Here is a 24,512-nt window from a genome sequence, read left to right as displayed (position 1 = left end):
TATCCGACCGCGCTAGCTGCACGGTTTGCCGATGGCGCGTGGCGGACAGTCGGCGTAGTCGAGCAGGTGCAGCACCGCGTTCTTGTTCCGCGTGGTCTCGCGCGGGATCACCTCGTCGGGCGGATAGAAACCGCCCCCGCCGGAACGGGGGTACATCTCGAACGTGTAGGCGTATATTCGCTGGTCACCCCAGAGCCAGTCGTCGATCGTGCCGTCCGTGATGTAGAGGTCGGACGACTGCTCGGGCGTGTAGCCGTTGGTCGCGGCCATCGCCTGACCGATCGTGGCGAACGTGTTGTACTCGTCGAGCGACATGCCCGGTACGACGTTCGTGTACGTCCACCCGAACGGCCACAGCACCAGTTCGCTGTAGGTGTGGAAGTCGATCGCGGCCGTGATCTGCTGCTTGCCGCCGATCCTGCGTCCGCGCACCCAGTCGGCCATCGCCTTGACCTCGGGCGACGACTCGGCTCGCGGACCCCGATACGTCTCACTTGACGGGACGGGCGAGGAACCGTTGCAGCAGCCGAACTTGTAGTTCCAGTTCCGGTTCAGGTCGGTGCCGACGTTGCTCGAACCGGCGTTGGGCTGACGGTTCTTGCGCCAACTGCGGTACGCGCCGGTGGCGATGTCGAACTCGCCGCCGTCGGGGTTGACGTCGGGCATGATCCAGATCTCGCGACTGTCCACGAGCGACTTGATCCGGGCGTCGTTCGCGTAGCCGTCGCCGAGCATCTTGACCAGGTAGAGCGCCATCTCGACGGTCAGGTGCTCGCGGGCGTGCTGGTGGGCGGTGAACAGCACTTCCGGCTCGTTCTCGTCCACGGTGGGGTTGTCGGAGATCTTCAGGACGTACAGGTTGCGCCCCTGATAGCTGCGGCCGATCACCTGTTTGGTGATGATGTCCGGATGATTCGCGACGGCCTTGTCCAGCTCGGTGACCATCTCGGCGTAGTTGTGGTAATTCGAATCGGACGGCGGGAAGTCGAACGCGTGCGCGTCCTGCTCCGGCGCGCGCGTCGACGGCGAGTCGACGCGGAATCCGAGTGCCCTGATCCGGCGGACCTCGGACGGCGTCGCGGTGATCACGAGTCGACTGTCGTCGACACCGTCGATCGAGGCGCCGGTGCCGGCGATGGCGGTGCGCTGCTCTGCCGTGCGCACTCCGACGACCTGGTATTCGGCCCCGGACTCGACCTTGTCCGCGCTCGAACTGCCTTGCCCTACGGCCGTGTTCGAGGTGGCGCTCAACAGCACGACCGCGCCGGCGAGCGCGCCGGCCAGTGCCGACAGACGCCTTCTCCTGCCGATCGATGTCCGTGTCAGTGTTCGTGTTCTCTTCACGCATGCCTCCTGAGGGCGGCGTCGGCATTCCCCGACGCCGGAGGGGGTTTCCTCGCGTGCGGACGACCGCCGCTTCGATGGGGGACCGGGCGGCAGCCGAGAATGCGTCTCCGAACACCGGTGGGGCGTCACGGCCCGAGGGCACAGCCGAATCGACGTGGGGACGAGGACCCGGTGACATCGGCTGCCGGCACCACGGCCGGAAGCCGAACACGAACGCGCGACCGAAGGTCGGAGGGGACGAACGCGCGCTGTACGGGAAACCGCTTCCCGGGCCCGGCCCCGGCCCCTCACGAACGCGTTTCGGAAGTCGAGGACCCGATCGACGCGGGAAGCCGTCGTTGCTGTGGTGGAGTTCCGGACTCGCCGCCCGACGCGGGCAGCGGAAGCCGGACAGGGTGTGCTGCGAGACCGACCGTCAGGCGGTCACGTCGCATTGTGTCCGATACGCGACACATGGACAGCCATAAATCGAGCCGAACCCGCGACCGAGATCACCGGTGCCCGGGCCGACGGCCCCGCTTACTCAGCGGTGGCAAAACGGATGCGGACCGGCCACCCGAATCCACCCCCGCGTGCCGTGCCCTGCGGCGATGTCGAGGTCGACACCGACCGACGTCACGCACCGCCATCCCCACACCGCACGCGCACCCTCACGGCACACCCGCCACACGGCGAAACCACGTGTCCGTTTCCCACCGCCGAACGCGTATCCGGCACGCAGTGTGGACTCCGCTCGGGGTGCCCGGTACCGATCATCGGGGGATCGCGGTGGTCCTCACGATGCGGCGGGTACTCCGGACGTCGACCCGGCCCCGCCGCCCTCGTGGGTTCAGTCGGTGGTTTCCCAGGTTTCGAGGACCGCCGCGACACCGGCGGCGGTGGAGGAGGCGCGGGTCAACTCGTCGGCGAGCGCGGTGACACCGGCCTGGGTGAGCTTGACCGGCACGCCGCACGCCAAGAGGTAGCCGTGGGCCACCGCGACGGCCACGCTGCCGGGATCCGCCGGGACCGCCTTCGTCGCCCATCAAACCGGAGAGTCCCTCTCTGGTTGAGGCAGGCGACGTCGTGTACGCACCCACGGGTACGCCACGGGAGCGCGGACCCCGCCCCCACCGCGAGCCGGGATCGCGCACCGATGAGTTTTCCGCGCCGCGCCGGTCCATACCCCGGACACCCACGCACGGAAGGCTGCGCCATGCGGAAACTGATCTACGGCATGAACCTGACCCTGGACGGCTACATCGCCGCGGCCGGCGACGACATCGGCTGGAGCGGACCGCCGAGCGACGAGCTGTTCCAGTGGTGGCTCGATCATGAGCAGGCGAGTGATCTGTCGCTGTACGGGCGCAAGCTGTGGGAAGCGATGAGCTCCTACTGGCCGACCGGCGACCAGCAGGCCGGCGCCACCCCGGCGGAGATCGAGTTCGCGCGGAACTGGCGGGACACGCCGAAGGTGGTGTTCTCCTCGACGATCAAAGAGGTCGACTGGAACACCCGCCTGGTCACCGGCGACGCGATCGCCGAGATCACCCGGCTCAAGGCCGAGGACGGCGGCCCGATGACCATCGGCGGCGCAACGCTCGCCGGAGCGGCCATGCGGGCCGGGCTGATCGACGAGTACATGATCGCCGCCCATCCGGTCCTGGTGGGCGGCGGCACGCCCTTCTTCGCCGCGCTGGACAGCTGGGTGAACCTGAAGCTGGTGGAGACGCGGACGATGCCCGGCGACGTGATTCTGACCAGGTACGAGACGAAGCGCTGAGCAGCACCACCCACGCGCTTGTCTTGTCGCCATGCAGATGGCGAGCGAGACGGGCGCGAGCCGGCCGATTGCCATGTCGTTTGAGAACACGGGGTTCCGCCGTTCTCTAACGACATGGCTCGCACGGAAAAGGGCCGTTGAGATATCCGAGCGCGAGAAATCGGACCGGATTGTGTCCACCACCGGTATATGGTCGGGCCGGCACGGACCGGTTCGCGGCCTCGGGTGCGGTCGACGACACACGATGATTGCCCGGCGACGCCGCCCGATACCCGCCGGCCTCAGGACGTCCCCTCCAGGCGGCGGCGGTCCTCGGCGGTCCACTTGCGGGTGTCCCTCGGACGGACGTAAGGCTCCCGACCCTCGGGCATCCCGCCGGCGATCGCGCGTCGCCGGGCGAGTTCGGCGTCGAACTCGAGGCCGAGCAGGACCGCGAGATTGGTGATCCACAACCACACCAGGAAGATGATCACGCCCGCGAGCGTTCCGTACGTCTTGTTGTACGAGGCGAAGTTCGCGACGTAGAAGGCGAAACCGGCGGAGGCGACCATCCAGATCGCCAGGGCCACGAGGCTGCCAGGGGTTACCCACACGAAGCCGCGACCGGCGGCGTTGGGCGCGGCCCAGTACAGGATCGCGATCATCATCATCACGACCACCACCAGGATCGGCCACTTCACGATCGACCACACCGCCAGCGTGCCGTCGCCGACACCAAGCGCGGTACCCACGTGCCGAGCCAGGGCACCGGTGAAGACCACGATCAACGCACTCGCACACGCCAACAGCATCAGTGCGACGGTCAGACCGACCCGCAGCGGAAGGATCTTCCACACCGGCCGGCCCTCGGGCATGTCGTAGACGGCGTTGGAGGCCCGGATGAACGCGGCGACATAGCCGGACGCGGACCACACGGCGACCACCAGGCCCACCACCGCCAGCAGCGAACCCAGGCCGCCGTCGTTGCGCAACTGCCGCACCGCGTCGCTGATCACGTCACGTACCGAACTCGGCGCCCAGGTGTGCAGATTGTCCAGCACCTGCTCGGTGGCGGACTCACCGGCGACACCCAGGAGGGAGACCATCACCAGCAGGCCGGGGAACAGCGCCATGACGCTGTAGTAGGTCAAGGCCGCGGCCCGGTCCGAGAGTTCGTCGTCCTTGAACTCCTTGACCGTACCGCGCAGCACCGCCCACCAGGCGCGTTTGGACAACTCGGTGGGCTCGGCGGGCTCTCGTTCCTCGACCTGCTCGGAGGGACCCACCTCGATCGCACGATCGGCGTCGTCCCCTTGGCGTCCGTGTCGCGATGCGCGTGTCATATCCGACGGATTTCCGCCCCGGCCCACCTCATGCCCGGTTCGACGCCCCATCCTGTCGGAAGGGTAGCGGCGACCCACGGCGGCGGATGGATGCCCGGCGGCGGCAGGATGAGGGGCATGGTGAACGATGATGCCGATGTGATCGCGCTCCTGCGTCGGCTCGACGACGGCGAACACCCGTGTGTGCCGCAGGAGTATGACGAACATGGGATCGCGGTGATGCTCGACCGGCTGGTCTCGCGGTTGGAGGCGGATTTCGCGACCCGCTGCCCGGTGGAGTGCTATCACGGCAACACGGTCGAGTACGCGCGTGTCGTCGTCCCGAGCGAGGTGACGGTGTGCGGAACGCGGATCGTGGTGTCGGTCAGCAACTTCGGCTCGCTCGCGATGGTCGCGGCGGACAACCCCGGCGCGTACCTCGGCACGGACGAAGCGCGCCACGAAGGCGCGCTGGACGCCGGAGACCTCACGACCGCGGAACGCGCCCTGCTCGACACCGGGTACGTGGTGGTGTCGGAGGAACTGCTCCACACCCCGTACGACGGACCGGCGACCCTGCGCAAGGACAAGCGATGGCCGCCCACGTGGTGGGACCGCTACTTCGGCTACCCGTAGACCCGGCGGACCGAGCACGCGGATCGTCGACGCGGCGGTTCGCACACCGCCGTGCCGCCGCCACGATCGGTCAGGAGATGTCCGCCGGTGCGGCGGTAAAAAAATCCACCCGGGTCACTCTGCCCCGTTCATGCATGATGACCGGATGAACCATAGCGACCAGCGCTTCCACGTCATCGTCTTGTCGAACTTCGCGAAGGGCTTCGACAAGTACGCGTTCGCCTACGGCAAGGCGGGAATTCCGGAGAGCACTTATCCCGACCGATTCCACCTGTTGACCCGTACGGAGTTGGGCATCGGCATCGGCAAGGCGCGAGGTCTGCTGGACCGTCTGGCCATTCCGGGCGATCGGCTGCTGGTGCTGGAAACCACGGTGGACCCCGACACATTGGTACCCAACGTGTCGACCGGCCTCGGCACGGAACTGCACGAGGCTCGCATCCGGTTGTCGGCGGTCCACGAACTCGACCAGGCGGGCGACGAGTTCACCCTGCGTGCGACGACCGTCGAGGATGCGATGGCGGCATCCCTACACCTGCACGGTTCGGCACTGCGTCGCTACGCCGACATACGACCGCGCTCGGTTTCGGTTCTGCCGGTCGCCTCCGCCTGCCAAGCCCGGTGTTCGTTCTGCTTCTCCTCGGCGTCGATCTCCAGCGATCAGGCGCCGGCACGGGTCCCGTGGGACGCGGTCGAGCACTGGCTGGAGCGCGCCCGTACGGCGGGTGCCGAACGTGCGGTGATCACCGGCGGCGGCGAACCCACGCTCATACCGTTCGAACAGCAGCTGCGACTGATATCCGCCTGCTCGGCGGCCTTCCCGAAGGTGGTCCTGATCACCAACGCACACACCCTGGCGAAGGGCCCGCACGCCGACCGGGCCGACCGTCTCGCGGCCCTGCGCGCGGCGGGCCTGAGCGTGTTGGCGGTCTCCCGACACCATCAGGACGACACCGTCAACGAGCGGCTGATGATGCTGCGTACGCCGGTGAGTTCCGTGATCGACACCTGGCGCGGGGGGCGCGACCGTTGGCCGGGGCTGCGGATGAGACTGATCTGCGTGCTCCAACACGGCGGCGTCGCCGACGAGGCCGACGTCGCCGACTACCTTTCATGGGCCGCGGCTCTCGGTGTCGACGAGGTCTGCTTCAAGGAGCTCTACGTATCCACCAGCACCGAGTCGCTCTACTTCGACCGCGCCGCCAACATCTGGAGCCGAGAGCACCAGGTTTCGCTGTCCGTCGTCACCCGGTTCGCCGAGCGGCACGGCCTCGAACCGGCGAGCGGCCTGCCCTGGGGCGCGCCGGTCTACCACGGCAGCTGGGACGGACGGCCGATGCGGATCGCCGCGTACACCGAACCCAGCCTGCTCTGGGAACGCACCAACGGGATCGCACGCAGTTGGAACGTCATGGCCGACGGACGCTGCTACGCCTCCCTGGAAGACCGGGCCAGTGAGATCGTGGCGGAAGGTGCGACGGCATGAGGTTCGACGTGTTCCAGGACTTCCGGCAGCGGCAACTCCGCGCTTCCTCACCGCTGTTGGACGCCGCCGAGACCAACGTGTACCGGGCGCTCGCTCCGCTGCGACCGGACCCGCCGACCGACACGGGCAAGGTGCATCGGTGCGATCTCGCCCGTGCCTGGCTGCGGCGCTTCGAGCTGCCGGAGGAGTGGTCCCGCCACGCCATGGTCTGTCGAGGGGTCCGGCACGGGCTCGGTGTGGTGTTCCACCGGCTGCGCGCCGTGCGGGCGCGGTTGTGGCTGCCCGGCGACGTGTATCCGGTCTACTTCGAGCTGGCCCGCGCCGCGGGGCTGGCGCCCGAGTCCTACCCGACGCTACCGGCGCCGGTTCTGCCGGAGTCACCGGCGGACGACCGGCCCGAATACCTGCTGCTCGCCAACCCCAGCAAGCCGCTGGGTCGATACCTGTCCGATGCCGAGTGCGCGGCGGTGATCTCGTGGTTGCAGGTGTCACCGCGCCGCCGGCTGCTGATCGACAGCGTCTACGACCTGGGCGTCCCGTTCGCCGCCGGTACACGGCGGTTGTTGGACACCGGCCGTGCGGTCCTGCTGCATTCGGTCACCAAGGGATGGTTGTGGCCGCGGACGTTCGGCGTGGTCCTCCTGGGTTCGGCGCACGCCGAGTCGGCCGAAGCGGCCGAGGCGTTCCGGGCGGATCCGCCGACGCCGGCACAGTTGAGGCTCGCCGACCGTTTGCTGACCGAGCACAGCGACGTACCCCGGCTCGTCGTCGACGAACTGGCCGCACGCGCCGAGCGGTTGTTCGAACGGCTGCCGGACGAGGTACTCGGGGCGATTCCTCCGGCGAGCCGGACCTGTCCCGGCAACTACTTCTTCCCCGTCGACATGCCGGCGGAGACGCTTCGGCGCGAGTACGGCGTGCTCGCCGTGCCGGTCGGCGTGTTCGGGGAGAGCGCTTGGTCCGGCTCCATCCTGACCAGCCTTGCGGACACCTTCGGCCCGACGCCGGCGGGGACACGTTGAAACCATAGGCGGACCCGGCCGTAGACGAGGATGCGGACTTCGACCCCGACGCCCCGGTGCGGGTCCGCGCGGGACATGCACCGGGCGTCCGCTGATGTGCTCACGTGCTGGACCTGGTGCGGTGTGCACCCCCGCGCCTTGTGGGGCAAAGGATTTGCGATGTCGGTCCGAAGGATCGGCGTCGTCCCGAGCGCGCCGGTACCGTGGCATCGAACGCGGGCGGGGACCGTGCGGGGGCGGGGGCGGGCGTGGAAGTAAACGCGTGCGGGGCGGAGTTGCGTGGCCGACCGTGCCGCCCGTCGGGGCGACTGCCCGCCGAGGCACAGCGGCCGAACCGCGGTGGCGCCTACAGGCCGTACTCGATGGCGGTGGCGGCGATCGTGTGGGCGGACCCGTGCTCGATCGTCGCCGCTCTCGGGGAGGCGGTGGCGCAGGCCCCGGCCACGACGACGGCGAGGATGGCGCACCCGATCCATCGACGAGGATTCATGACTGTCCTTCCGTTGCCGGCGGCACGATCACGTCGACACCGGGTGGGTATCGGCCGTGCCGCCTTCGAGAGAGCCCGTTCGAGGAGATGGTGCGCCGCCGGCGTCGGCGGTGGCCAACGATTCGACAGCTATCGACACTTGCCCCTCGACGACCCGGAAGAGGTGTCATGATTCGCATCGACCTGTCGGCGGACGCCCTGGCGCGCAGCCGCTTCGCCATCTCGCCCGTCACCGTCACCGCCGACCTGCTCATGGCCCTGCACGAGTACCCGGCCGGTGTGCCGCGCGGGATCCGGGAGCGGGCCGTGGCGGCGCTGACCGGGGGCGGGTTCGGTACGCTCGCCACGCTCGGGGCCCCGGGTGCGCACGGCTACTGTCCGGACTTCCTGCGTCCGCTGCCGGCGGCGCACATCGGTGACCTGGACGAGGAGTTGCACGCGATCACCGCCACCGGAACCGATCGGATCCGGCATGAGATCGCCATCATCTCCGGTGGGGGGAAGTTACCGGGCAGGCTCGCCCGCGCGACGGAACAGGGTGAAGCGGACCTGATGCAGACCGCCGCGGATCAGCTCGCCCGGCTGTTCCGGATCGTCCTCGCGCCCGATTGGCCGCGCATCCGCGACCGTCTGGAGGCCGACATCGCCTCCCGGGCACGTGCGGCGGCAGGCGCGGGGCTCGTGGCCGCGATCGACAATCTCGACGCGTGTGTGGTCTGGAACGGGGGTGGGATCGACATCGGGTTGCGGTATCCGCATCCGCGTGGGGCCCGTCTCGCCGAGCCGCGCCTGATCTTCCAACCCTCACCGTGGTTCCATCGCACACGGTTCGCCATCGATCCGCCGGGATCTCCCGATCGGCGCAGCCCGATCATTCACTATCCGGCCAGGCCCGATCGGCGCACGGGGCGCGATCAGCGGGGCCGCAAGCCGGCCGCGACGGGACTCGGTGAGGTGATGGGGGAAACGCGTGCGCTGATCCTGGCCGAGACGACGGGTGGTGCCACGACCGCCGAGGTCGCCGCCCGGCTGGGCGTGGCGCGCTCGACCGCGTCGCATCACCTGCAACTGCTGTATCGCGCGGGGTTGGTCGATCGACGGCGCGACGGCAAGCACGTGGTGTACCGGCGGGAGAGGCTGACGGCGATCGACGAGTGACGGCCGAGGAGAGTGGGCCGGTGGACGGCCGGCCTATCCGCCGAGTCCGTCACCGGTGATCACGGTGGGGTACAGGCCGTGGGCGTGCAATGCCTTCTCCGCGGCGTCCGCGACCGCCGGGTCGACCTCGATCGTGGTGCGATCCACCGCCTCGAACGGCGGTGACCAGGCCGCGGGCATGACGCCGGAGTCGAGGAGCGCGCGGTGCAGGCGGGCCCGGCCGGGCCGCGAATGCCGTCCGGTGAGCGTCACTCCGACATCGGTGCCGGCCGCGCGCGCCACAGGCCCATAGGCTGCGCGGACTCGGGTCCTCGGGCGTCCTCGTCGACCCCGGCCGGAGCAGGAGCGTGTGAGTTCGATGTGAGTTTTCGCGCCGGGCGCGTTCTCGGACGCGCCCGGCGGCGCGTGGACGATGGGACGGGCTCATGAACGACGACGAGAATGTGCCGGTGCTCGATGTTCCGCACGAGACGTGGTGGTTGGCACCGATGCTCTCGTCGGTGATCGGTGTGCCGCTCGTGGTCTGCGAGTTCGTCGCGCTCGTGCTCCGGGACGTCGGGGGCTTCATGGAGTTCGTGATCTGGGCGGCCGCGGTCCTGTTCGTGATCGCCTGGACCCTGCCCCACACCCGCGCGAACCGGGGCATCCGCATGACCACGGCCGGCTCGATCCGGGTCTTCGGCACCTCGGGGCGGCGGTGCGGGTGCGGCTACCCTGCGGGAATGCCGTACGAACTCAGCGCCGTCGTCGGGAGTTTCGACCTGCCCAGGAACCGGACCGCCGGGATCGGGGAAGCGGTTGTCGCCCCGCTCCGACGGTGGTTGGGGCTGATGCCCGTCACCGAACGACTCTTCGAGGAGCCGGCCGATCCCACCGGTCGGGACGGCGCCGGGCCCGGTCGACCACGCACGGTGATGTCCGCGGCTCTTGAGCGGACCCTGGGCCACTGGTCGCGCAGCGGGCCGATCGCCTGCGTGGAGGCGGACTTCCACGGAGGAGACGGATACCAGATTGCCGCGGTGTGGCGAAACGGCGCGAGGGTGTGGGGTCCGGTCCATACCCGGGACTTCACCGGTCCACGGGAGGACTGGCCGATCAACGCCGCACTCGCCCTGCTCGATGTCGTTCCGGCCGGCATCGAGGGCGCGGACCACCATGATCTGTTCCTGGAGGTGGGGCTCGGTCGCGAGCAGGACACACACGGCTGGCGATCGGCCGGACGCGCCGCCCAATGGGCGGCGACATACGACGAGTGGCAGCGGGCGCGGTCGGCGGAGGATGAGAGAACCGCGCGCGCCGCAGCGGAGTTCGAGAAATCCAGGAGACTCCCGAACGTCCCGGTGGCTCTGGACGGCAAGGCGATCATGGCGCTGCTCGGTATACCTCCGGGCCCACTGATCGGTGCCGCCACTCGCCATCTACAGGATCTGCATCTCGAACACGGCCCCCTGTCACGGGAAGAGGCCGCAACCCGGCTGCGAACCTGGGCCGCGAACCAGGACACCCAGCGGCGCCGCCGGTGATCCGCCTCGGTTGATGTTCTCGGTCGGCTTCCCAACACTACGACGAGTTCTCACGCCTGATTCGCCATGGTCGGCTCCCGGTGCCGCAGCCATGCGAGCGCTTCGTCCCGCTCCGTGCGGGGTGCCCCCATGAACCACTCCTCGCGGGGGTCCCACACCCTGGTCGCCGCCCAGTCGAGCCCTCGGTGTACGGGCTCGGTATCGCCCGGGTTGGGCACCGTGAGGGAGCCGATGCCCGTCTCCGAGGTCGTCCCGAACACGGCGACGGTGCCGTCCAAGGAGAGCATCGCGAACTCCGGGCGTCCGGCGCCCGAGCCGAGCAGGTGCTCGGGGTGGCCGCGCTCGCTCATGCCCGGGCGGATCGCGCAAGCGGCGCCCATGATGTCCCACACGTCGAGCAGACGGACCCGACGCCAGACGGAACGCCGGTGTCGGCAGGCCGTCTTCGCGCTGTGGAGGTTGGCGGGCAGGGCGAGCAGGAACTCGCGGTCGGTGTCGAAGAGACCGGAGGACATGGCCAGTTCGTACCAGGCCTGGTTGGCGTGCTCGATGAGGTTCGGGGTGTCGTGGTCGAAGTAGGCGTCCCGCCGGCCCGTCCCGGGGCCGCAGCTGATCGCCATGCCCACCACGAACGCCGGCAGTGCGGTCTCCGGAGCCCCGCCCTCAAGCACCTTCAGGCCCGCCCTCCGCAGCGGCGCGTATACCTTGCGTCGCATCTCCTGCTTCCCCAACTACTGCTCCCGCTCTGCCACTCGACCGTTGGTCGAGTGTATGGCCGGTCCGGCGGCAGTGCTCGGCCTGCTCGCAGCGCCCCGAGTGGAAGCGGGCATCGGACCGGCGCTCCGGTCCCGCCGGTCAGGTGACCTCTGGCCCGGGTGCGGGACGACGGACGCTCCCGGGACGTGGGCGCGTCCAGGAGCCGGTTCGGGGTGCAGCCGGTGTACTCGTCCGTCTCAACCGTGGTCATGGCGTCGACGTAGGTGCGGCACGGCCCGCGCCGGCACTTCGCGGCGCGCGACATCGCCCCCGATTGGGTCAATGTCATAGTTCGGAGGGATTTGTCTGATGTGATCGTGCCTCGAGATTCGAGCACGAACCTTGGGAGAGATCATGCGTATTCGTACTGTCGTCGCGGCCGTCGTCCTGACCGGGATCACCGCGATCGTCGGGGCCGGCACCGCCCAGGCCGACGCCTTCGGCGGCCAGGAGTCCGCGACCGTCGTCGCGTTCGGCGAAGGTCACCACGGTCAAGGCGAATTCTTCTTCGTCGGCGACGCCGACCGCGCCTTCGGCTTCGCGGGCTAGCCGAGCAACACCCTCGGGGCGGACCTCGGTCCGCCCGAACGTCGCCCCGGGGCACCTCGGCCGTGCGGCGGTACGGCGCACCCCCATCGGCGGGGGTGCGCCGTACCGCATCGGCCCATCCCCCGAGGCCGACGGGAACCGGCGAACATCGGTGCACCGCCGTAGGGCCGGCGTCTGTTTCGGGTGAACCTCGGACACCGGGCCCGGATCGGTGCCAGGGTGGCCGGGTGCCCGGTTGTGGGGTCCACACATTCGCCGCTCGGCGTGTCGTGCGGGCTGTGCCCCGCAGCCGGGCCGTAAGCGGGTCGTGGACGGGCGCCGGTCGGCACGACACCGGCGCCCGTCCGCGACCGACCGGCGGTGCGCTTCGCCGGCCGTCGACAGGCACGGTGGCTCTCAACGCCATTCGATCAGGTAGCGGTTGCGTGATCCGGGCGGCAGGTCGATGACCTTGCGTGGGGTCGCTCCCGGGGCGAGGTCTTGTGTGTACAACGATTGCCGGTCGCCCTGGGTCGCGAGGAACGCGATGGAGGCGCCGTCGCGCGAGACCACCGGGTGAACGGGTCGGCGGTCGTTCGCCGGAAGCAGGTCACGTGTGGACGCGACGGCGGAGTAGTCGTCGGCGAAGGTCACCAGGGCCAGGTTGTCGGCAGTACGACAGATCAACCGGTGGTCGTCGAGCCACAGTTGCGGCCCGCACATCGGGGCGGGCTTGTCGCCGGGCAGATACGTCGTCCCCGGAACGTTGCTCCGGTCGAAGGCGCGCGCGGCCGACTCGGGTGCCTGCCCGGGTTGCAGAAGGGTCTCGTTGAACGTCGTGAACGCCGCGTACGTGCCCGAGGGGTTGGCCGCGAAGCCGGACGAGCCGACGAAGGACGGCATCCAGTGGGTGTTCCCGGTCAGGACCAGACCGGAGCCCTGGCCCGGCCCGTGATCGGTGGTGGGCGCTGCGGCCGTCAGCGGCCGCGACATCACCTTGTGAGCGACCGCGTCGACGTACCAGAGGTCCCCGGTCCGGGGATGGATGAGCGCATCGCCCTCCCTGGGCGTGCGGCCGAAGCCTTCATCGGCGGGTGTCGGGCCGACCACCGCCCCGGTGGTCAGGTTCACTGCGCCGGCACGCGCGCCGGTTCCATTGCCCACGGGCAGCGCGACGGCGACGGTGGTCAGATCCCGATCGAACATCTGCCGCACCGACGAGGCGTTTCCGCCCGACCCGCACCCCCATGCCAATTCCGCCTTGTCGGGCAGAGGCACCTGGACTGCGGCCAATCGGCGACCGTCTCGCGCGGACCACGCCGACAGTTTGAATCCGGTTTCCGAACCCAACTCGCCGAGACCGCACTCGAACACGATCAACGCATCGGCGGTGGCCAGGTTCGCACCGTCCACGCCGCTGTCCTTGGCCGTTCCGCCGGGTGATGGGCCGGTCCGCTCCCCGGGGATCGCCGGCTTCCCGCGCGAATCCGAGTCGCCGCTGCAGCCTCCGACCGACACTGCCGCACCCAACACGGCGACGACCAACGACATCCTCGCGTGCGATAACCACGTCTGCATGCCGGAGAGCGTAGGGAAACGAACACCTCCCCGGCACCCAAACCCGAACGTTGCCGAGCACCGATCGACCGCAGAGCCGGGCAGGCGGGAGTCGGCAAACACGAGACGGCGGCCGGGTCCTCACCGGCTACCGCGCACGGGCACACTCGGCATCACGCAGTTCACCGTCCCGCCGACATTCCCAACACACGACGGCTTCCATGACGGCGCCGTGCCCAGGCGATTGCCGAAATGCCTCCACTCGATACACGCGGCGCTCTCCCGGCCTGCGCAAGGTCCGGCTCATCGAGGATGCGGGCCGGTTCGCGTTGTGCGCGCAGGTGGCCGAGGTCGAGGACTACCTGGGTGCCGTCGGCACGGAGGTCGAGGCCGAACAGGTCGAAGGTCGGCCAGCCGTGTTCGTCCACCAGGACCAGGCCGCGACGACCTCGTCCCACAGGCGTCGCAGCCCGTGTTGACGGAGACGGAAGGTGTCGAGCCGGCGGCCGTCGTAATCGACCGTGGCCCAGGAGGTCAGTGCGTCGTCCCCGATCCACAACCGGGAGCGGAAGGCGTCGCCCGGCTCCGGGTCGTCGTTCCAGTGTGTGCGCAGGCCGGGCAGCATCAGGCCGATGACCGCCTCGGCCTGTCGGTCACGTGATCCGGCAATCCGTCGGCAAGTTGCACCCAGACGACATCCGGCACGAACGCGGCGCGGGGAAACGTGCAGGCCGCTGGGAGCACTCCCTCCAATCGGGTGTGTTCAGGTCTCGGGTAGGTCGAAAGCGGTGCGGTCTGCGGTGATCAGGTCGCCGAGCAGTGCGTTGGTGGTGGCGGCGAGATCTTGGAACGGGAGGTCCGGGGGCGGCTCGTTCTCGAAGGCGTGTCGGATGGTCCGCGCCAGCAGTTCGGCGCGCTGCTCCGGGCCGCCCGTCGGGGTCGAGCCCTCGGCACGCAGGAAGCCTTCGAAGGTCGCCTGGTAGGCGTAGCCGATCTCGTCCACGCTCAGATCGTCGCGGAGCAGGCCGTGCTCGGCGAGCAGCGTGAGGTAGCCGCGCGCCGTCGCGGCATGCCGGTCGTCGCGGGCCGTGTCGGGCGAGCCGGCCAGCTTGCCGAGCAGGTGGGGGTCGCCCAGGAGCAGTCCGCGCAGCAGCGGACGGTCCATGATCGCCAGGAAGTACACGCGGGCGAAGTTGTGCAGCAGGCAGGTGTGCGGGTCCCGCTGGAGCGCTTCCCGCAGGTTCTCCACCGCGCGGAGTACCTCTCGCGCGAAGACCGCGCCGAACAGCTGCTCGCGGGTCTTCCAGTGCAGGTAGACGGTGCCCTTGCCGATGCCGGCGTCGGCGGCCACGTCGTCCATGGTCACCCGCCGGTAGCCGTGGCGCGCCAGCAGATCCGCCGCGACGTCGAGGATCCGCGCGGCCCGTTCGGTGCGCTGATGCGGGTCGCGGAGTCGTTCGGGATGGGCACTCACCCCCCGAGTTTATGACTGGATTCGAGAAATCGTCAAACGACACTTGTGATGATTGACTAACTTTCGATTTTCGTCATACCGTCACAACCAAGCGGCATCACCAACACGGCAGGAGCCGAGACATGAACACCCCCTCCAAGCCCTCGCGCGGCAAGACGGTCCTGGTCACCGGCGCAACCGGGAATCAGGGCGGCGCCACTTCCCGCCACCTGCTCGCGGGCGGCTGGCATGTCCGCGCCCTCGTCCGGGACGACACCACGCCGGCGGCTCGCGCACTGGCCGCCGCCGGGGCCGAGCTGGTCCGCGGCGACCTGGACGACCGCGCCTCCATCGAGGAGGCGGCGCGCGGTGCGTACGGGCTCTACAGCGTCCAGGCCGCGAACGACAACGAACTCGACCAGGGCATCAACGTCGCGGACGCCGCGAAGGCCGCAGGCGTGCGGCACCTGGTGTTCTCGTCGGTCGGCGGCGCGGAGAGCCAGAACCGCTTCTATCTGGAGCGGGGTTGGGGGCAGATCGAGAAGTGGCGGATCGAGGAGCACATCCGCGCACTGGGCATACCCGCGACGATCCTCCGCCCCGCCGGGTTCATGGAGGACTTCACCAGCCCCGCGCGGTTCTTCCAGAACGGCTCACTGAACGTCCCGTGGCACGACGACCTGGTCATGCAGCTCATCGCCATCGACGACATCGGCGCCTTCGCCGCCTTGGCCTTCGCCGACCCGGACACCTACCTGGGCCGGGCCGTCGACCTCACCGGCGACCGGCTCACCGCCCCGCAGATCGCCGCGGAGCTCGGCGCGGCGGTCGGCCGTCCCGTCCCGCACACCCGGATCCCGGTCGATGTCCTGTGGGCGCACGCCCCCGAGGCCGCGAAGGTCTTCACCTGGGCGAACGCCACCTTCTACGACACCGACCTCGCCCCGCTGCGTCAAGCCCATCCAGGCATCATGGACTTCCGCACCTGGCTCGACCGCTTCGGCAGGGCCCGCCTGCTGACACAGCCAGACGCCGGTGCAGGCCGACGCGACTGAGCAAACGGGCGAGGGGGGACGGGCGACGCCCGGCCGCCGCCCGAAGCCTCAGGCCTCGACCGCGCTGCTGTACGCGGCCACCTCGCCCGATGTCCGCGGCGGCGACTTCATCGGCCCCGACGGCTTCGCCGAACTCCGCGGCGCACCGACCCGCGTATCCCTGGCCCGCGCGGCGTCGGACGCCGACACCGGACGCCGCCTGTGGCAGCTGTCGGAAGACCTGACCGGCGTCCACTTCCCGATCCCGGAACCGTCCGATCACCCGGCCGCCTGAGCAGGGTCGGGCATCGGCGATGCCCCCCACACCGGTTGAACCGGCGGGGACCGACCGTCGTGGGGGCGGGCGATTCCCACGACGGCCGTCCTCGCTGCATGGGCCGGCATCCGCCGGCAGGTCGCGCACGACCGACCGGCGCCGCCCGGCCCGCAGGGCCGCCCCGGGGACAAACCCGGCGGTGACGCGAACCTCCTGTCCGGTATCCCGGCCGCCTACGCCGGCCGGCCCGACGCCCGGCAGGTGGACATCCTCTTCGGCGGAGCCCCCGACCGCGCCGATCACGTCCCCGACGGCGGCGCCGACGTCGCCCTGCGGTACGCACCGTTCGACGACCTGACCGGCCTGGACCACGTGTCCGACCGTTGGCCCGGCTTGGGTGAGCCGGCACTTGGAGGTCGGTGAGCACATTGTCGGAACCGAGGTGCTGTACGGCGGCCTGACCGCCGAGATGCGGAAGCTGACCGTCGGCACGCGAAGCGGAACCACCCGCCACCTGGTGCTGCGGACCTTCGTCGATGTGGAACACGCCGAGGACTGGTTGGACCGGGAGGCCGGTGCGCTATCCCTGTTCCCGGGGACCGGCGTGCCGGCTCCCGGGCTGGTCGCGGTCGATCCGACCGCCGCGCGACGGTTTCCCCCCGGCCACTCCCCATCGAGGTCGGCTCCGGCGCGCCGGGCCTCGGCCTCGTACTGGTCTGCGGATAAACGGAGTTCCGGCAGATCGACGCTTTCCTTGACGGGCCGGGAGGTCCCGGCCGCTCACATCGGCCGTACCTGCGGGCACCCCTTGCCGTTCAACCTCACTGCGGATATCTGATCCGATCCGCAGTTCGGGACGAGACTCCCAGGAGGTACCCATGGCCGAGGAGGCAGGCTCGAAGTTCGTCATGATCTCGACCTTCCGCAGAAGGACTGCGGACGGATTCATGCTCGCGGCTTTCGTCATCGACGAGCGGGAGTGCGAATCTCCTGCGGAAATGAGGTCGATCGGGAACGAAGCACTCCGTGAGATCCAGGCTCGACGCATCGTCGGAGAGCCTCTCGCACGTGTGGCCAAGCCACGCGGCGCGGTACACGTTCCGGACTGGCCCGGCACGATCTTTCCCGCTGTGGGGACCGGAGCCGTTGACCTCCTGGATCCCAACGGCCTTACCGCCGCTCGCCGCGCAGCACGTAGGGGTGTCGTTGCCCACTCCGTGCAGGCCCGATCGCGCCGAGGGGGAGCTGCTCGATTCTGTTCGGGCGTCGGCTCAGGAGAAGTCCGCGGCGGTGATGCCGGCGGGGTGGTCGGGGGGCCACTCCACCAGTTCGATGCGGTAGCCGTCCGGGTCGGTGAGCCACGATGTCTTCGGGCCGCGGGGACCTCCCGGGTACTGGACCGGTCCCGGCTCCAGGCCGGCGTCGGTCAGCCGCTCCAGGGTGGCGGCCAGTGTGTCGACCTGGATCGCGAGGTGGTCGAAACCGGTGCCCACGTCGACGGGTCCGCCGTCGGGGCGGTGGACCAGTTCGAGCGAGGCCGCCGGTTCGCCGGGGAAGGCGAGAATCGCGAGGTGACCCGCGTCGCCGGCCTGGACCCTGCCCAGTTCGACGTAGCCCAGCGCGGTGTAGAAGCCGAGCGAGTGGTCCAGGTCGGTGACACGGTACGAAACGAAGAGCGTCTTCACGCGGCCTCCTCGGATCGGCGCACCCGGTAGCGCAGGTGCGTGACGTCTCGATCGTCCAGTCGTCGGACGAGGTCGAGTTCGATGCGATCACCACCCAGGTGTTCGAACAGTCGTCGGCCGTCCCCGAGGAGGACCTGGACCAGGTGGATCTCCATCTCGTCGATGTGCCCGGCTCGCAGGAGCGCCTGGGCCGCGCCCGCCCCATGGACCATGACCGGCCGGTCCCCGGCGGCCTCGCGAGCCCGACGCGCGCAGTCGTCGACGTCGGTGACGAATCGTGCGTGGCCCGGTGGCACGTCCCCTTCGTCCGCATGGTGGGTGAGGACGAAGATCGGCACGCCGTCGTGATGGTCGCCCTGCCAACGCCCGGCGAGTTCGAAGGTCCGGCGGCCGGAGATCACCGCGCCGGTCGCGAGCGCCTCGCGGTAGACCTGTCCGCTGGGACCGTCGGATTCCCGGTCGTCGAGCCAGTCGAACAGGCGTCCACCGCCGCGTCCGAGTTCCTGGCCCGGTCGATCGTCCGGACCGGCGATGTAGCCGTCGAGCGACATCGACATGTACAGCCGAATCGGGTTGCTCATTCCGGCCTCATCTCTCCTCCACGAACAGGATGGGAATGTCACAGGGGAAGACTTCGGGCGGCGGGCAAACTCATCGCCCCGCCGCCAAGGCGATTCCGGAGCGGCAGTCGAAGACGATCCCGGGACGGCGTTGCACGCCCGCCGTCCCGGGTTTCGTCGTGCTGTGTCACGCGGGGTCGTAGGACGGTTCCGGGTTGTGTCGGGTATCCGGTGTCGTGGCGGGTTCGCCGCGGGTGTTGGAGGCGCGTAGCGCGATGGCTTCGGCTGCCACGAGGCAGAGGGCGCCGATGAGCAGGGCCCGCTGGAATCCGGCGGTGAGTGCCTCCGCGGGCGAGGCGTGGGCGGCGAGGAGCTGGTTGGTGCGGCTGGTCGCGATCGCGCTGAACGCGGCCAGGCCAAGCGCCGAACCGAGTTGGAAGGAGGCGGTGATCAGGGCTGCGGCCAGTCCGGCCTGGTCCTCCGGCACTCCCGCGTTCACGGCGGTTTGCACACCCGCGTACAGCAGCCCCAGCCCGGCCCCCATCATCACCAGCGGAACCAGCCCGCCGAAAAGCAACCCGACCGCCGACGCCATCCCGCTGATCCCGGCCCACACCGACGCCCTGGAACGCGCCGATCTGGACGGACTTACGGCGCCGCGCTGTTGCCGGCGTTCCCCTCCTCGACCGGGATCGGCTCGGATCGGCCCGGATCGGCCCGGATCGACCGGGATCGGCCGGGACCTGACGGGCCGATGCGGCGCGGCCCGTCAGGCGCGTGTGCTCAGCCGGTCGGGAGCGGGTGGTCGACCCGGGTATCGACGACGTCGGCCGGTACGCCCGGCGGGCGCCGCGTGCCGGACAGGATCGGGTCGAACCCGGTCTCGCCGTGGAGGTAGCGGCGGAAGAACGCCGAGGCGTACGCGGTCGTGAGAGTCCGTTGCGTGGGCTCGGTCAGCGACACCTCGTCCAGGTTGCGGTCGTCCTGGGAGAGGCACGTACCGGGCTTGCCGCCCGGTACCGCATCGTCCTGCGCACTGACCTGGCCGCTGCTCGGCGACCACTGGGTGTTGAAGAAGGCGTGATTGGCCCCGTGTACGGTGAATTTGTGGATCGGGACGGTGTTCCGTCCGGCGTTCCACTCGAAGTAGTTGCCGCCCCGCACCGCGTCGCACGTCCCCCACATCACCGCGAACGGGACGTGGGTGACCGGCTCGTTGTCCCAGTTGCTGGTCGGCGCCAAGGCGAACACGCCCTTCACCGTCACCCCCGCCGGCCAGTCGCCCCGGCGGAGGTCGGCGGCCTGCTGCATGACCCCGCCGCCGCCCATGGAGTGGCCCACCGTACCGACGTTCGCCATGTCCACGCGTCCGCGAAAGTCGACCCGGCGGGGCCTGCCGTCGCGCGGATCGGTGAAGCGGTGCGCGAGTTCGCCGCCGCCGGTCGCGGACAGCTGCTGCCACATGGCCAGATGCCGGTTGAGCAGGGCGGCTCGGGCGTGGTACACCGTGGGCGCCTGCCCGAACGACGTCGCGTTGATGCCGTTGGTACCGATCGACACCACCACGAAGCCTTGCGCGGCCAAGTCCCGGGCGAGGTAGTCGTATCCGTTCTTGCTGGAGATTTGTTCGATGCCGGGCGCACACGGCCAACCGCGCAACCTGTCGCCGGCGGTGTCGGCCAACTTCTGCTGCCGCTCGGCCTCGACGGTGTCGCCGGCCGCCATGGCCGCGTCCCTGGCCTTGAGCGCCGCCGCGAGGTCGACGGAGGCCGGGCGGTCGGCGCAGGTGTCCCACAGGCCGTGCTGGATCACCACGAGCGGGAAGCGCCCGCGTGCCAGGTCGGTCGGGTAATGGACCACTCCGGCAAGCTCGTTCGCCCCCTCGTACTGGCCCGCCTCGACCGGCGGCGGCACGAAGGCCCGGTCGCCGAGGTTGTACCGCACCGACGCGACCCGGTGCGAGCCGGCTTGGACCCCGCCCGACGCCGCCGCCGCCTCGGCCGGCGCCGGCACCACGAGCAGCGCCGCAACGGCCGCTGCGGCCAGGCACGTTCGGGCCCAACCACTTCCGATCGTTGCTCGCCGGAAGTCCCGAATCCCCATGTATTCCTCCATGTCTTCGCACACCGGGCGTCTCGACGACTCCGGTGATCTCAAAGGCATACGTGAATGGGAAGCGAAGGGTTGCAGCGCAGATCCGGGACGCCCTCGGCGTGCCGCTTCCGGGTGGTGGGGTCAGCAGCGGCGGGTGGAGCTCACCTGGTCCCGCTGCGGCGACTGCAGGTTGATGGTCTGGCCGTCGAGGATGTTGAGGATCTTGTTCCTGTGCCCGGCGTCGCGGAACAGGCACCAGTCGTCCTTGGTGTTGTTCCGGACCGACCAAACGTGGTCGTTGAGCCCGCCTGACAGGACACTCAGGTCGGAGGCGCCGTCCTCGAGTTCGTAGTGCGCGCCGGTCCCGTTCGCTCCGTAGTAGATGCAGAACTTCCCGTCACCACACGGCCAAGCCGTGCTCGCCGTCGCCGGGGAGGCGGCGATCGCGACGGCTCCGACCAGCAATGCGGCGGCCGTTGCGGCGGCGCGCGTCCTGGAGGTCATGGTGGCACTTCCTTTCACGCGGACGGGAATCCCCGAAGGCGCCGACGAAATCCCCTTTGGTCCCGACCGCCTACCCGCGACGTCGGTGGCCCGGGGCGGCCGACGTGAGGATCGTATGCATCCGCGTTCGATTCCGAGCGAGGCCGAGCCCACGATCACCCGAAAGGATGCTCGTCGACCGCCGGGAGCGTCGCACGAGTGGTGGATCGGGGCCCGCCGCGCTCTGTCGCGGGTGCGGTGTCTCGTCAGAGGCGGGCGATGACCTCGGCCGACGTCATGGGCAGCGAGAACATGGGGTAGTCGTAGGTGATCGCGTTCTCGTGCTCCTCCTGGGATGTGGCGGCGACGCAGTCCGACAGGGTGATGACGCGGAAGCCGTTCTCGTACCCGGTGCGCATCGTCGACTCGACACAGCAGTTGGTGAGGAAGCCACCGAGAATGATCGTCTCGATCCCCTTGCTCCGCAGGATGAAGTCGAGGTTCGTGCTCGCGAAGGTGTCCAGGCCGCGTTTGCCCTCGATTACGATGTCCCCTTCGGACGGCGCGAGTTCATCGACGATCGCGGCCCCCCAGGTGTTCTTGACGAAGGCCGAGCCGTCCACGACTCCCTTGAGGATGCCGTACGGGTGACGGGACAGTTCGCCGTAGCCGGCGGCGAAGGTGATGGGCGCGTGCATGATGGTGACGCCTGCGGCGCGGGCGGCCTCGACCAGGGCCACGGTGTTCGCGAGCATGCCGGTCTTCGCCATCACCGCGGCGACGGCGCCGTTGAGGGCCCCGCCCTCGCTGGTGAAGTCGTTCTGGTACTCGATCAGGACGAGCGCGGTCTTCGCCGGATCGAGGCGGAGGGTCTCGGACATGGCGGCTCCTTCGTGGCCTGGACCGTCAACGGCACCGGCCAGTCTGCCGGACACGGACGCGGAACACCGGCACAACGACAACCTCGGCGATGGGCCGGTCGGGTGGCGTTCGAACGACTCACCGATCCGGTCCGCCGTGACCGTGCCGAGGCGCGATCCGAATCCCATGGGGTTCGGCGGCCCACGGATGTCGAGAACGTGTCATCGGCTCCGTCCCGGGAACATCAGCAGCCCGGCCGGCACCGGCCGCGCGAGAGACAAAGGAGAAATCGGCATGGCGATTCAGCGGATGGACAACGTCGGCATCGTCGTCGAGGACATGGACGCCGCCATCGCGTTCTTCGTGGAACTCGGTATGGAACTGGAGGGCAGGGGCGAGGTCGAGGGCGGGTTCGCCGACCGCTGTACCGGACTCGACGGCGTCCACTGCGACATCGCGATGCTCCGGACCCCGGACGGGCACAGCCGGCTCGAACTGGCGAAGTACCACAGCCCCGCGCCGATCAGCGCCGGGCCGCGCAACCGACCGCACAACATCCTGGGCACGCACCGCGTCATGTACGCCGTCGACGACCTCGAGGACACCGTTGCCCGCCTGCGCCCCCACGGCGCCGAACTCGTCGGCGAGATCGCCCGATTCGAGAACAGCTACCTGCTCTGCTACGTCCGCGGCCCAGAGGGCATCATCGTCGGCTTGGCCGAACAACTGCACTGAACACCCGGACCCGAACCACGCAGCCGATCTTCGAGCGTCGGGACTCACGATGCCGAGTTCGCCTCCGACGTCTGGAATTCCGCAAGTGGCCGTGCCACCGATGGATGCGGCGGATGGGGATGCGATTGAGCGGGTCGGGCCGCCCGTGTCGTGGCGAGGACCGCCGAGGCGGTCGGTGGCGCGGCCGATGCGAGCCCGTACCCGGTCAGCGGCGGCCGGTGGTCAGGACGACCAGGAACTGGCCGCCTCCCGCCTCGACGTCGGCGGTCACCGGCAGGCCCGGTACCAGGCGGGAGAACCGGTCCACCAGCCAGTCCGCCGCCTCCCGGGCGTCGCGCTCGGTCGGACAGCGGCCCACGATCTCGCGGCCCCCCTTGCGCTCCAGCCTCGCCGCGACGGCGATCAACGGCGCGGGTTCGACCACGTACAGGCGCTCCGGCCAGGCGATGGCCACCTTGACCGCACCCTTGCGGCTGTTGCACCCGCGGTGCGCGAGTCGCTCGGTGACCTTGGCCTTCCGGTCGGCGGTCCGACTGTCGACGCTGGGCCCCTGCGCATCGTTCACCGATTTGTCGGGATCGACCGGTTCGTCGCACACCCAGCAGCGCCAACCGTCGCGCTCGGCCACGTCATCAAGAAGACTCATTCGAGCAAACTAGCCTGCCCAGCGGCCATCCCGGCACACCAGGACCTCGGCAGAGCCTCGGAGGCAGGCCCCGACGTCCGATTCGGTCAATCCCGCGACGCGGTTTCGGGAGCGACGTCCTCCGGCAGCAGTGGCCGCATGAACGTGCGCTCGTAGCGCACGACGCAACCGCTCTCGTCGCGAATGCGGTCCGCCGCCACGAAGTCGGGGTCCACGCCGAACAGTTCGCGATAGCGCTCGTAGGCGGCCAGGCCGGGGAAGCTGAACAGGGCCAGGGCCCGGTCGCTCGCCCCCTCGGCGGGCAGGAAGTAGCCGTGATGGGTCCCGCCGTGACGACCCACCAGTTCCATCCAACAACGCCCGAAGCGTTCGAACGCCTCGATCTTGCCGGGATCGATCGTGTAGTGGACGACGCAAGTGATCATCTGCGTACTGTTCCCCGCCTCGGGGATTCCATCACGGCTCGTGCCGGATCATTCCGGAGCCGATCCACCGCAGGCGACGAGCGACGCCCGCACCTCGGCGAGTGTTCGTCGTGCGAGTTCGCCGAAGGTGTCGTCGTCGGCCGGGTCCGCCCAGCGCTCGTAGGCGATCTTCCAGGCGAGTGCGCCCAGTTCCGCGGCCACGCGGGCGGTCAGGTCGGGCACGCCGCGGCGCCCGAGTGCGTCGATCATCGACGCGGTGAGGCCGAGCCCCTTCAACGCTTCGCGTTCGCGCAGTTCCGGGTTGGCGGCGATCACCGCCGACCTCCGGGCGCCGAACTCGCGACGATCGGGCGTGAAGACCTGCGCCCCGATCATGTCCAGAGCATGCGCCACCGCTTCGAGCGGTCCGACGCCGGCCGGCGCCGCGTCGATCCCGTCGACGAGCAATGCGGTCATGGCGCCCCCGCCGAAGAGCACCTCCCGCTTGTCCGGGAAGTGCCGGAAGAAGGTGCTCTTCGTGAGCCCGGCGCGCTCCGCGATCTCGATCACCGTGGTGTTCTCGTAGCCCCGCTCCTCGAACAGTTCCAGGGCGGCGACGACGAGTCGCTCGGATGCATTGGGTTGCCATCGGGCCATGGAGGACATCGTACGGGACTTGGTCCCGTCACTGGTGCTACGGTGATGAGACCAAGT

The 24,512-nt window shown here is 69.6% G+C and carries 29 protein-coding genes and 1 pseudogene; 12 read left to right on the top strand and 18 right to left on the bottom strand.

The annotated features are described in order from the left end of the window. Positions 1-12 precede the first annotated feature (12 nt). Positions 13-1,344, bottom strand: a complete 1,332-nt coding sequence (locus ACMXN5_RS46375; RefSeq protein WP_439680908.1) for a M14 family metallopeptidase — start codon at positions 1,342-1,344, stop codon at positions 13-15. A gap of 832 nt (positions 1,345-2,176) precedes the next feature. Further along, positions 2,177-2,335, bottom strand: coding sequence for a hypothetical protein (locus tag ACMXN5_RS46370; RefSeq protein WP_439680907.1), 159 nt, complete (start codon positions 2,333-2,335; stop codon positions 2,177-2,179). Positions 2,336-2,542: 207 nt separating this feature from the next. Here ACMXN5_RS46370 and ACMXN5_RS46365 point away from each other — a divergent pair, with 207 nt between their 5' ends. Then, positions 2,543-3,109: a dihydrofolate reductase family protein gene (locus ACMXN5_RS46365; RefSeq protein WP_439680906.1), complete on the top strand. Its 567-nt coding sequence runs from the start codon at positions 2,543-2,545 to the stop codon at positions 3,107-3,109. A gap of 281 nt (positions 3,110-3,390) precedes the next feature. Here the strand turns inward: ACMXN5_RS46365 and ACMXN5_RS46360 are convergent, their stop codons facing one another. Further along, on the bottom strand, positions 3,391-4,431 hold the full coding sequence (locus tag ACMXN5_RS46360) for a YihY/virulence factor BrkB family protein (RefSeq protein ID WP_439680905.1): 1,041 nt from the start codon (positions 4,429-4,431) through the stop codon (positions 3,391-3,393). A gap of 117 nt (positions 4,432-4,548) precedes the next feature. On the opposite strand from ACMXN5_RS46360, the gene ACMXN5_RS46355 reads away from it, so the two are divergent. The 3 genes from ACMXN5_RS46355 to ACMXN5_RS46345 all read left to right on the top strand — a co-directional run bounded on the left by ACMXN5_RS46355 (position 4,549) and on the right by ACMXN5_RS46345 (position 7,554). Next, entirely contained in the window at positions 4,549-5,046 is a 498-nt protein-coding gene (locus ACMXN5_RS46355) for a hypothetical protein (protein WP_439680904.1), read from the top strand. Positions 5,047-5,191: 145 nt separating this feature from the next. Beyond that, the gene (locus tag ACMXN5_RS46350) at positions 5,192-6,532 is read left to right on the top strand and encodes a radical SAM protein (RefSeq protein ID WP_439680903.1); all 1,341 of its coding nucleotides are present in this window, start codon (positions 5,192-5,194) and stop codon (positions 6,530-6,532) included. Then, positions 6,529-7,554, top strand: coding sequence for an aminotransferase class I/II-fold pyridoxal phosphate-dependent enzyme (locus ACMXN5_RS46345; protein ID WP_439680902.1), 1,026 nt, complete (start codon positions 6,529-6,531; stop codon positions 7,552-7,554). The genes ACMXN5_RS46350 and ACMXN5_RS46345 overlap by 4 nt, the downstream gene beginning before the upstream one ends. 346 nt (positions 7,555-7,900) lie before the next feature. On the opposite strand, the gene ACMXN5_RS46340 is transcribed toward ACMXN5_RS46345, so the two are convergent. After that, positions 7,901-8,044 (bottom strand): hypothetical protein, encoded by a 144-nt coding sequence (locus ACMXN5_RS46340; RefSeq protein ID WP_439680901.1) that lies wholly within the window; start codon positions 8,042-8,044, stop codon positions 7,901-7,903. A gap of 168 nt (positions 8,045-8,212) precedes the next feature. On the opposite strand from ACMXN5_RS46340, the gene ACMXN5_RS46335 reads away from it, so the two are divergent. Further along, positions 8,213-9,202, top strand: coding sequence for an ArsR/SmtB family transcription factor (locus ACMXN5_RS46335; RefSeq protein WP_439680900.1), 990 nt, complete (start codon positions 8,213-8,215; stop codon positions 9,200-9,202). Positions 9,203-9,235: 33 nt separating this feature from the next. Here ACMXN5_RS46335 and ACMXN5_RS46330 read toward each other — a convergent pair whose 3' ends face one another. Further along, entirely contained in the window at positions 9,236-9,454 is a 219-nt protein-coding gene (locus ACMXN5_RS46330) for a hypothetical protein (RefSeq protein ID WP_439680899.1), read from the bottom strand. Between the two features lie 173 nt (positions 9,455-9,627). Here ACMXN5_RS46330 and ACMXN5_RS46325 point away from each other — a divergent pair, with 173 nt between their 5' ends. Further along, on the top strand, positions 9,628-10,725 hold the full coding sequence (locus tag ACMXN5_RS46325) for a hypothetical protein (protein ID WP_439680898.1): 1,098 nt from the start codon (positions 9,628-9,630) through the stop codon (positions 10,723-10,725). Between the two features lie 50 nt (positions 10,726-10,775). Here ACMXN5_RS46325 and ACMXN5_RS46320 read toward each other — a convergent pair whose 3' ends face one another. Beyond that, complete coding sequence (locus ACMXN5_RS46320) at positions 10,776-11,441, bottom strand: hypothetical protein (RefSeq protein ID WP_439680896.1); 666 nt, start codon at positions 11,439-11,441, stop codon at positions 10,776-10,778. Positions 11,442-11,835: 394 nt separating this feature from the next. Here ACMXN5_RS46320 and ACMXN5_RS46315 point away from each other — a divergent pair, with 394 nt between their 5' ends. After that, on the top strand, positions 11,836-12,030 hold the full coding sequence (locus ACMXN5_RS46315) for a hypothetical protein (RefSeq protein ID WP_439680895.1): 195 nt from the start codon (positions 11,836-11,838) through the stop codon (positions 12,028-12,030). Positions 12,031-12,426: 396 nt separating this feature from the next. Here ACMXN5_RS46315 and ACMXN5_RS46310 read toward each other — a convergent pair whose 3' ends face one another. The 3 genes from ACMXN5_RS46310 to ACMXN5_RS46300 form a co-directional block, all read right to left on the bottom strand. Then, a complete protein-coding gene (locus ACMXN5_RS46310; RefSeq protein WP_439680893.1) occupies positions 12,427-13,422 on the bottom strand; it encodes a hypothetical protein in 996 nt (331 codons plus the stop codon). A 502-nt stretch (positions 13,423-13,924) separates the two neighbouring features. Continuing rightward, entirely contained in the window at positions 13,925-14,191 is a 267-nt protein-coding gene (locus ACMXN5_RS46305; RefSeq protein ID WP_439680892.1) for a hypothetical protein, read from the bottom strand. Between the two features lie 138 nt (positions 14,192-14,329). After that, positions 14,330-15,040, bottom strand: coding sequence for a TetR/AcrR family transcriptional regulator (locus ACMXN5_RS46300; protein ID WP_439680891.1), 711 nt, complete (start codon positions 15,038-15,040; stop codon positions 14,330-14,332). Positions 15,041-15,162: 122 nt separating this feature from the next. Between ACMXN5_RS46300 and ACMXN5_RS46295 the strand changes: the two genes are divergently transcribed. From ACMXN5_RS46295 to ACMXN5_RS46280, 4 genes and pseudogenes are all read left to right on the top strand, one after another. Beyond that, positions 15,163-16,074: an NmrA/HSCARG family protein gene (locus tag ACMXN5_RS46295; RefSeq protein ID WP_439680889.1), complete on the top strand. Its 912-nt coding sequence runs from the start codon at positions 15,163-15,165 to the stop codon at positions 16,072-16,074. Next, a complete protein-coding gene (locus ACMXN5_RS46290) occupies positions 16,055-16,348 on the top strand; it encodes a hypothetical protein (RefSeq protein WP_439680888.1) in 294 nt (97 codons plus the stop codon). The genes ACMXN5_RS46295 and ACMXN5_RS46290 overlap by 20 nt, the downstream gene beginning before the upstream one ends. A gap of 171 nt (positions 16,349-16,519) precedes the next feature. Further along, positions 16,520-16,702, top strand: a pseudogene (locus ACMXN5_RS46285) (LysR family transcriptional regulator); the annotation flags it as partial. A 37-nt stretch (positions 16,703-16,739) separates the two neighbouring features. Beyond that, positions 16,740-17,168, top strand: coding sequence for a hypothetical protein (locus ACMXN5_RS46280; protein ID WP_439680887.1), 429 nt, complete (start codon positions 16,740-16,742; stop codon positions 17,166-17,168). Positions 17,169-17,601: 433 nt separating this feature from the next. On the opposite strand, the gene ACMXN5_RS46275 is transcribed toward ACMXN5_RS46280, so the two are convergent. The 6 genes from ACMXN5_RS46275 to ACMXN5_RS46250 all read right to left on the bottom strand — a co-directional run bounded on the left by ACMXN5_RS46275 (position 17,602) and on the right by ACMXN5_RS46250 (position 22,033). Then, the gene (locus ACMXN5_RS46275) at positions 17,602-18,015 is read right to left on the bottom strand and encodes a VOC family protein (RefSeq protein ID WP_439680885.1); all 414 of its coding nucleotides are present in this window, start codon (positions 18,013-18,015) and stop codon (positions 17,602-17,604) included. Further along, on the bottom strand, positions 18,012-18,596 hold the full coding sequence (locus ACMXN5_RS46270; RefSeq protein ID WP_439680884.1) for a dihydrofolate reductase family protein: 585 nt from the start codon (positions 18,594-18,596) through the stop codon (positions 18,012-18,014). Before ACMXN5_RS46270 ends, ACMXN5_RS46275 begins: the two co-directional genes overlap by 4 nt. Before the next feature lie 166 nt (positions 18,597-18,762). After that, positions 18,763-19,170, bottom strand: a complete 408-nt coding sequence (locus ACMXN5_RS46265) for a hypothetical protein (protein WP_439680883.1) — start codon at positions 19,168-19,170, stop codon at positions 18,763-18,765. Between the two features lie 188 nt (positions 19,171-19,358). Further along, entirely contained in the window at positions 19,359-20,678 is a 1,320-nt protein-coding gene (locus ACMXN5_RS46260) for an alpha/beta hydrolase (RefSeq protein WP_439680882.1), read from the bottom strand. Positions 20,679-20,810: 132 nt separating this feature from the next. Then, the gene (locus tag ACMXN5_RS46255; protein ID WP_439680881.1) at positions 20,811-21,173 is read right to left on the bottom strand and encodes a peptidase inhibitor family I36 protein; all 363 of its coding nucleotides are present in this window, start codon (positions 21,171-21,173) and stop codon (positions 20,811-20,813) included. A 245-nt stretch (positions 21,174-21,418) separates the two neighbouring features. After that, positions 21,419-22,033, bottom strand: a complete 615-nt coding sequence (locus tag ACMXN5_RS46250) for a cysteine hydrolase (RefSeq protein ID WP_439680880.1) — start codon at positions 22,031-22,033, stop codon at positions 21,419-21,421. Between the two features lie 274 nt (positions 22,034-22,307). On the opposite strand from ACMXN5_RS46250, the gene ACMXN5_RS46245 reads away from it, so the two are divergent. Beyond that, complete coding sequence (locus tag ACMXN5_RS46245; protein WP_439680879.1) at positions 22,308-22,748, top strand: VOC family protein; 441 nt, start codon at positions 22,308-22,310, stop codon at positions 22,746-22,748. Positions 22,749-22,953: 205 nt separating this feature from the next. Here the strand turns inward: ACMXN5_RS46245 and ACMXN5_RS46240 are convergent, their stop codons facing one another. The 3 genes from ACMXN5_RS46240 to ACMXN5_RS46230 all read right to left on the bottom strand — a co-directional run bounded on the left by ACMXN5_RS46240 (position 22,954) and on the right by ACMXN5_RS46230 (position 24,455). Beyond that, positions 22,954-23,394, bottom strand: coding sequence for a hypothetical protein (locus ACMXN5_RS46240; protein ID WP_439680878.1), 441 nt, complete (start codon positions 23,392-23,394; stop codon positions 22,954-22,956). A gap of 86 nt (positions 23,395-23,480) precedes the next feature. Next, the gene (locus ACMXN5_RS46235; RefSeq protein ID WP_439680877.1) at positions 23,481-23,819 is read right to left on the bottom strand and encodes an NIPSNAP family protein; all 339 of its coding nucleotides are present in this window, start codon (positions 23,817-23,819) and stop codon (positions 23,481-23,483) included. Positions 23,820-23,867: 48 nt separating this feature from the next. After that, positions 23,868-24,455, bottom strand: a complete 588-nt coding sequence (locus ACMXN5_RS46230) for a TetR/AcrR family transcriptional regulator (RefSeq protein ID WP_439680876.1) — start codon at positions 24,453-24,455, stop codon at positions 23,868-23,870. Positions 24,456-24,512 lie beyond the last annotated feature (57 nt).

Origin of the sequence: Embleya australiensis (assembly GCF_051903075.1) — a bacterium.
GTDB lineage: Bacteria > Actinomycetota > Actinomycetes > Streptomycetales > Streptomycetaceae > Embleya.
Note: the sequence above shows the minus strand (reverse complement) of the source record. Positions and strands in the feature narration are given on the sequence as shown.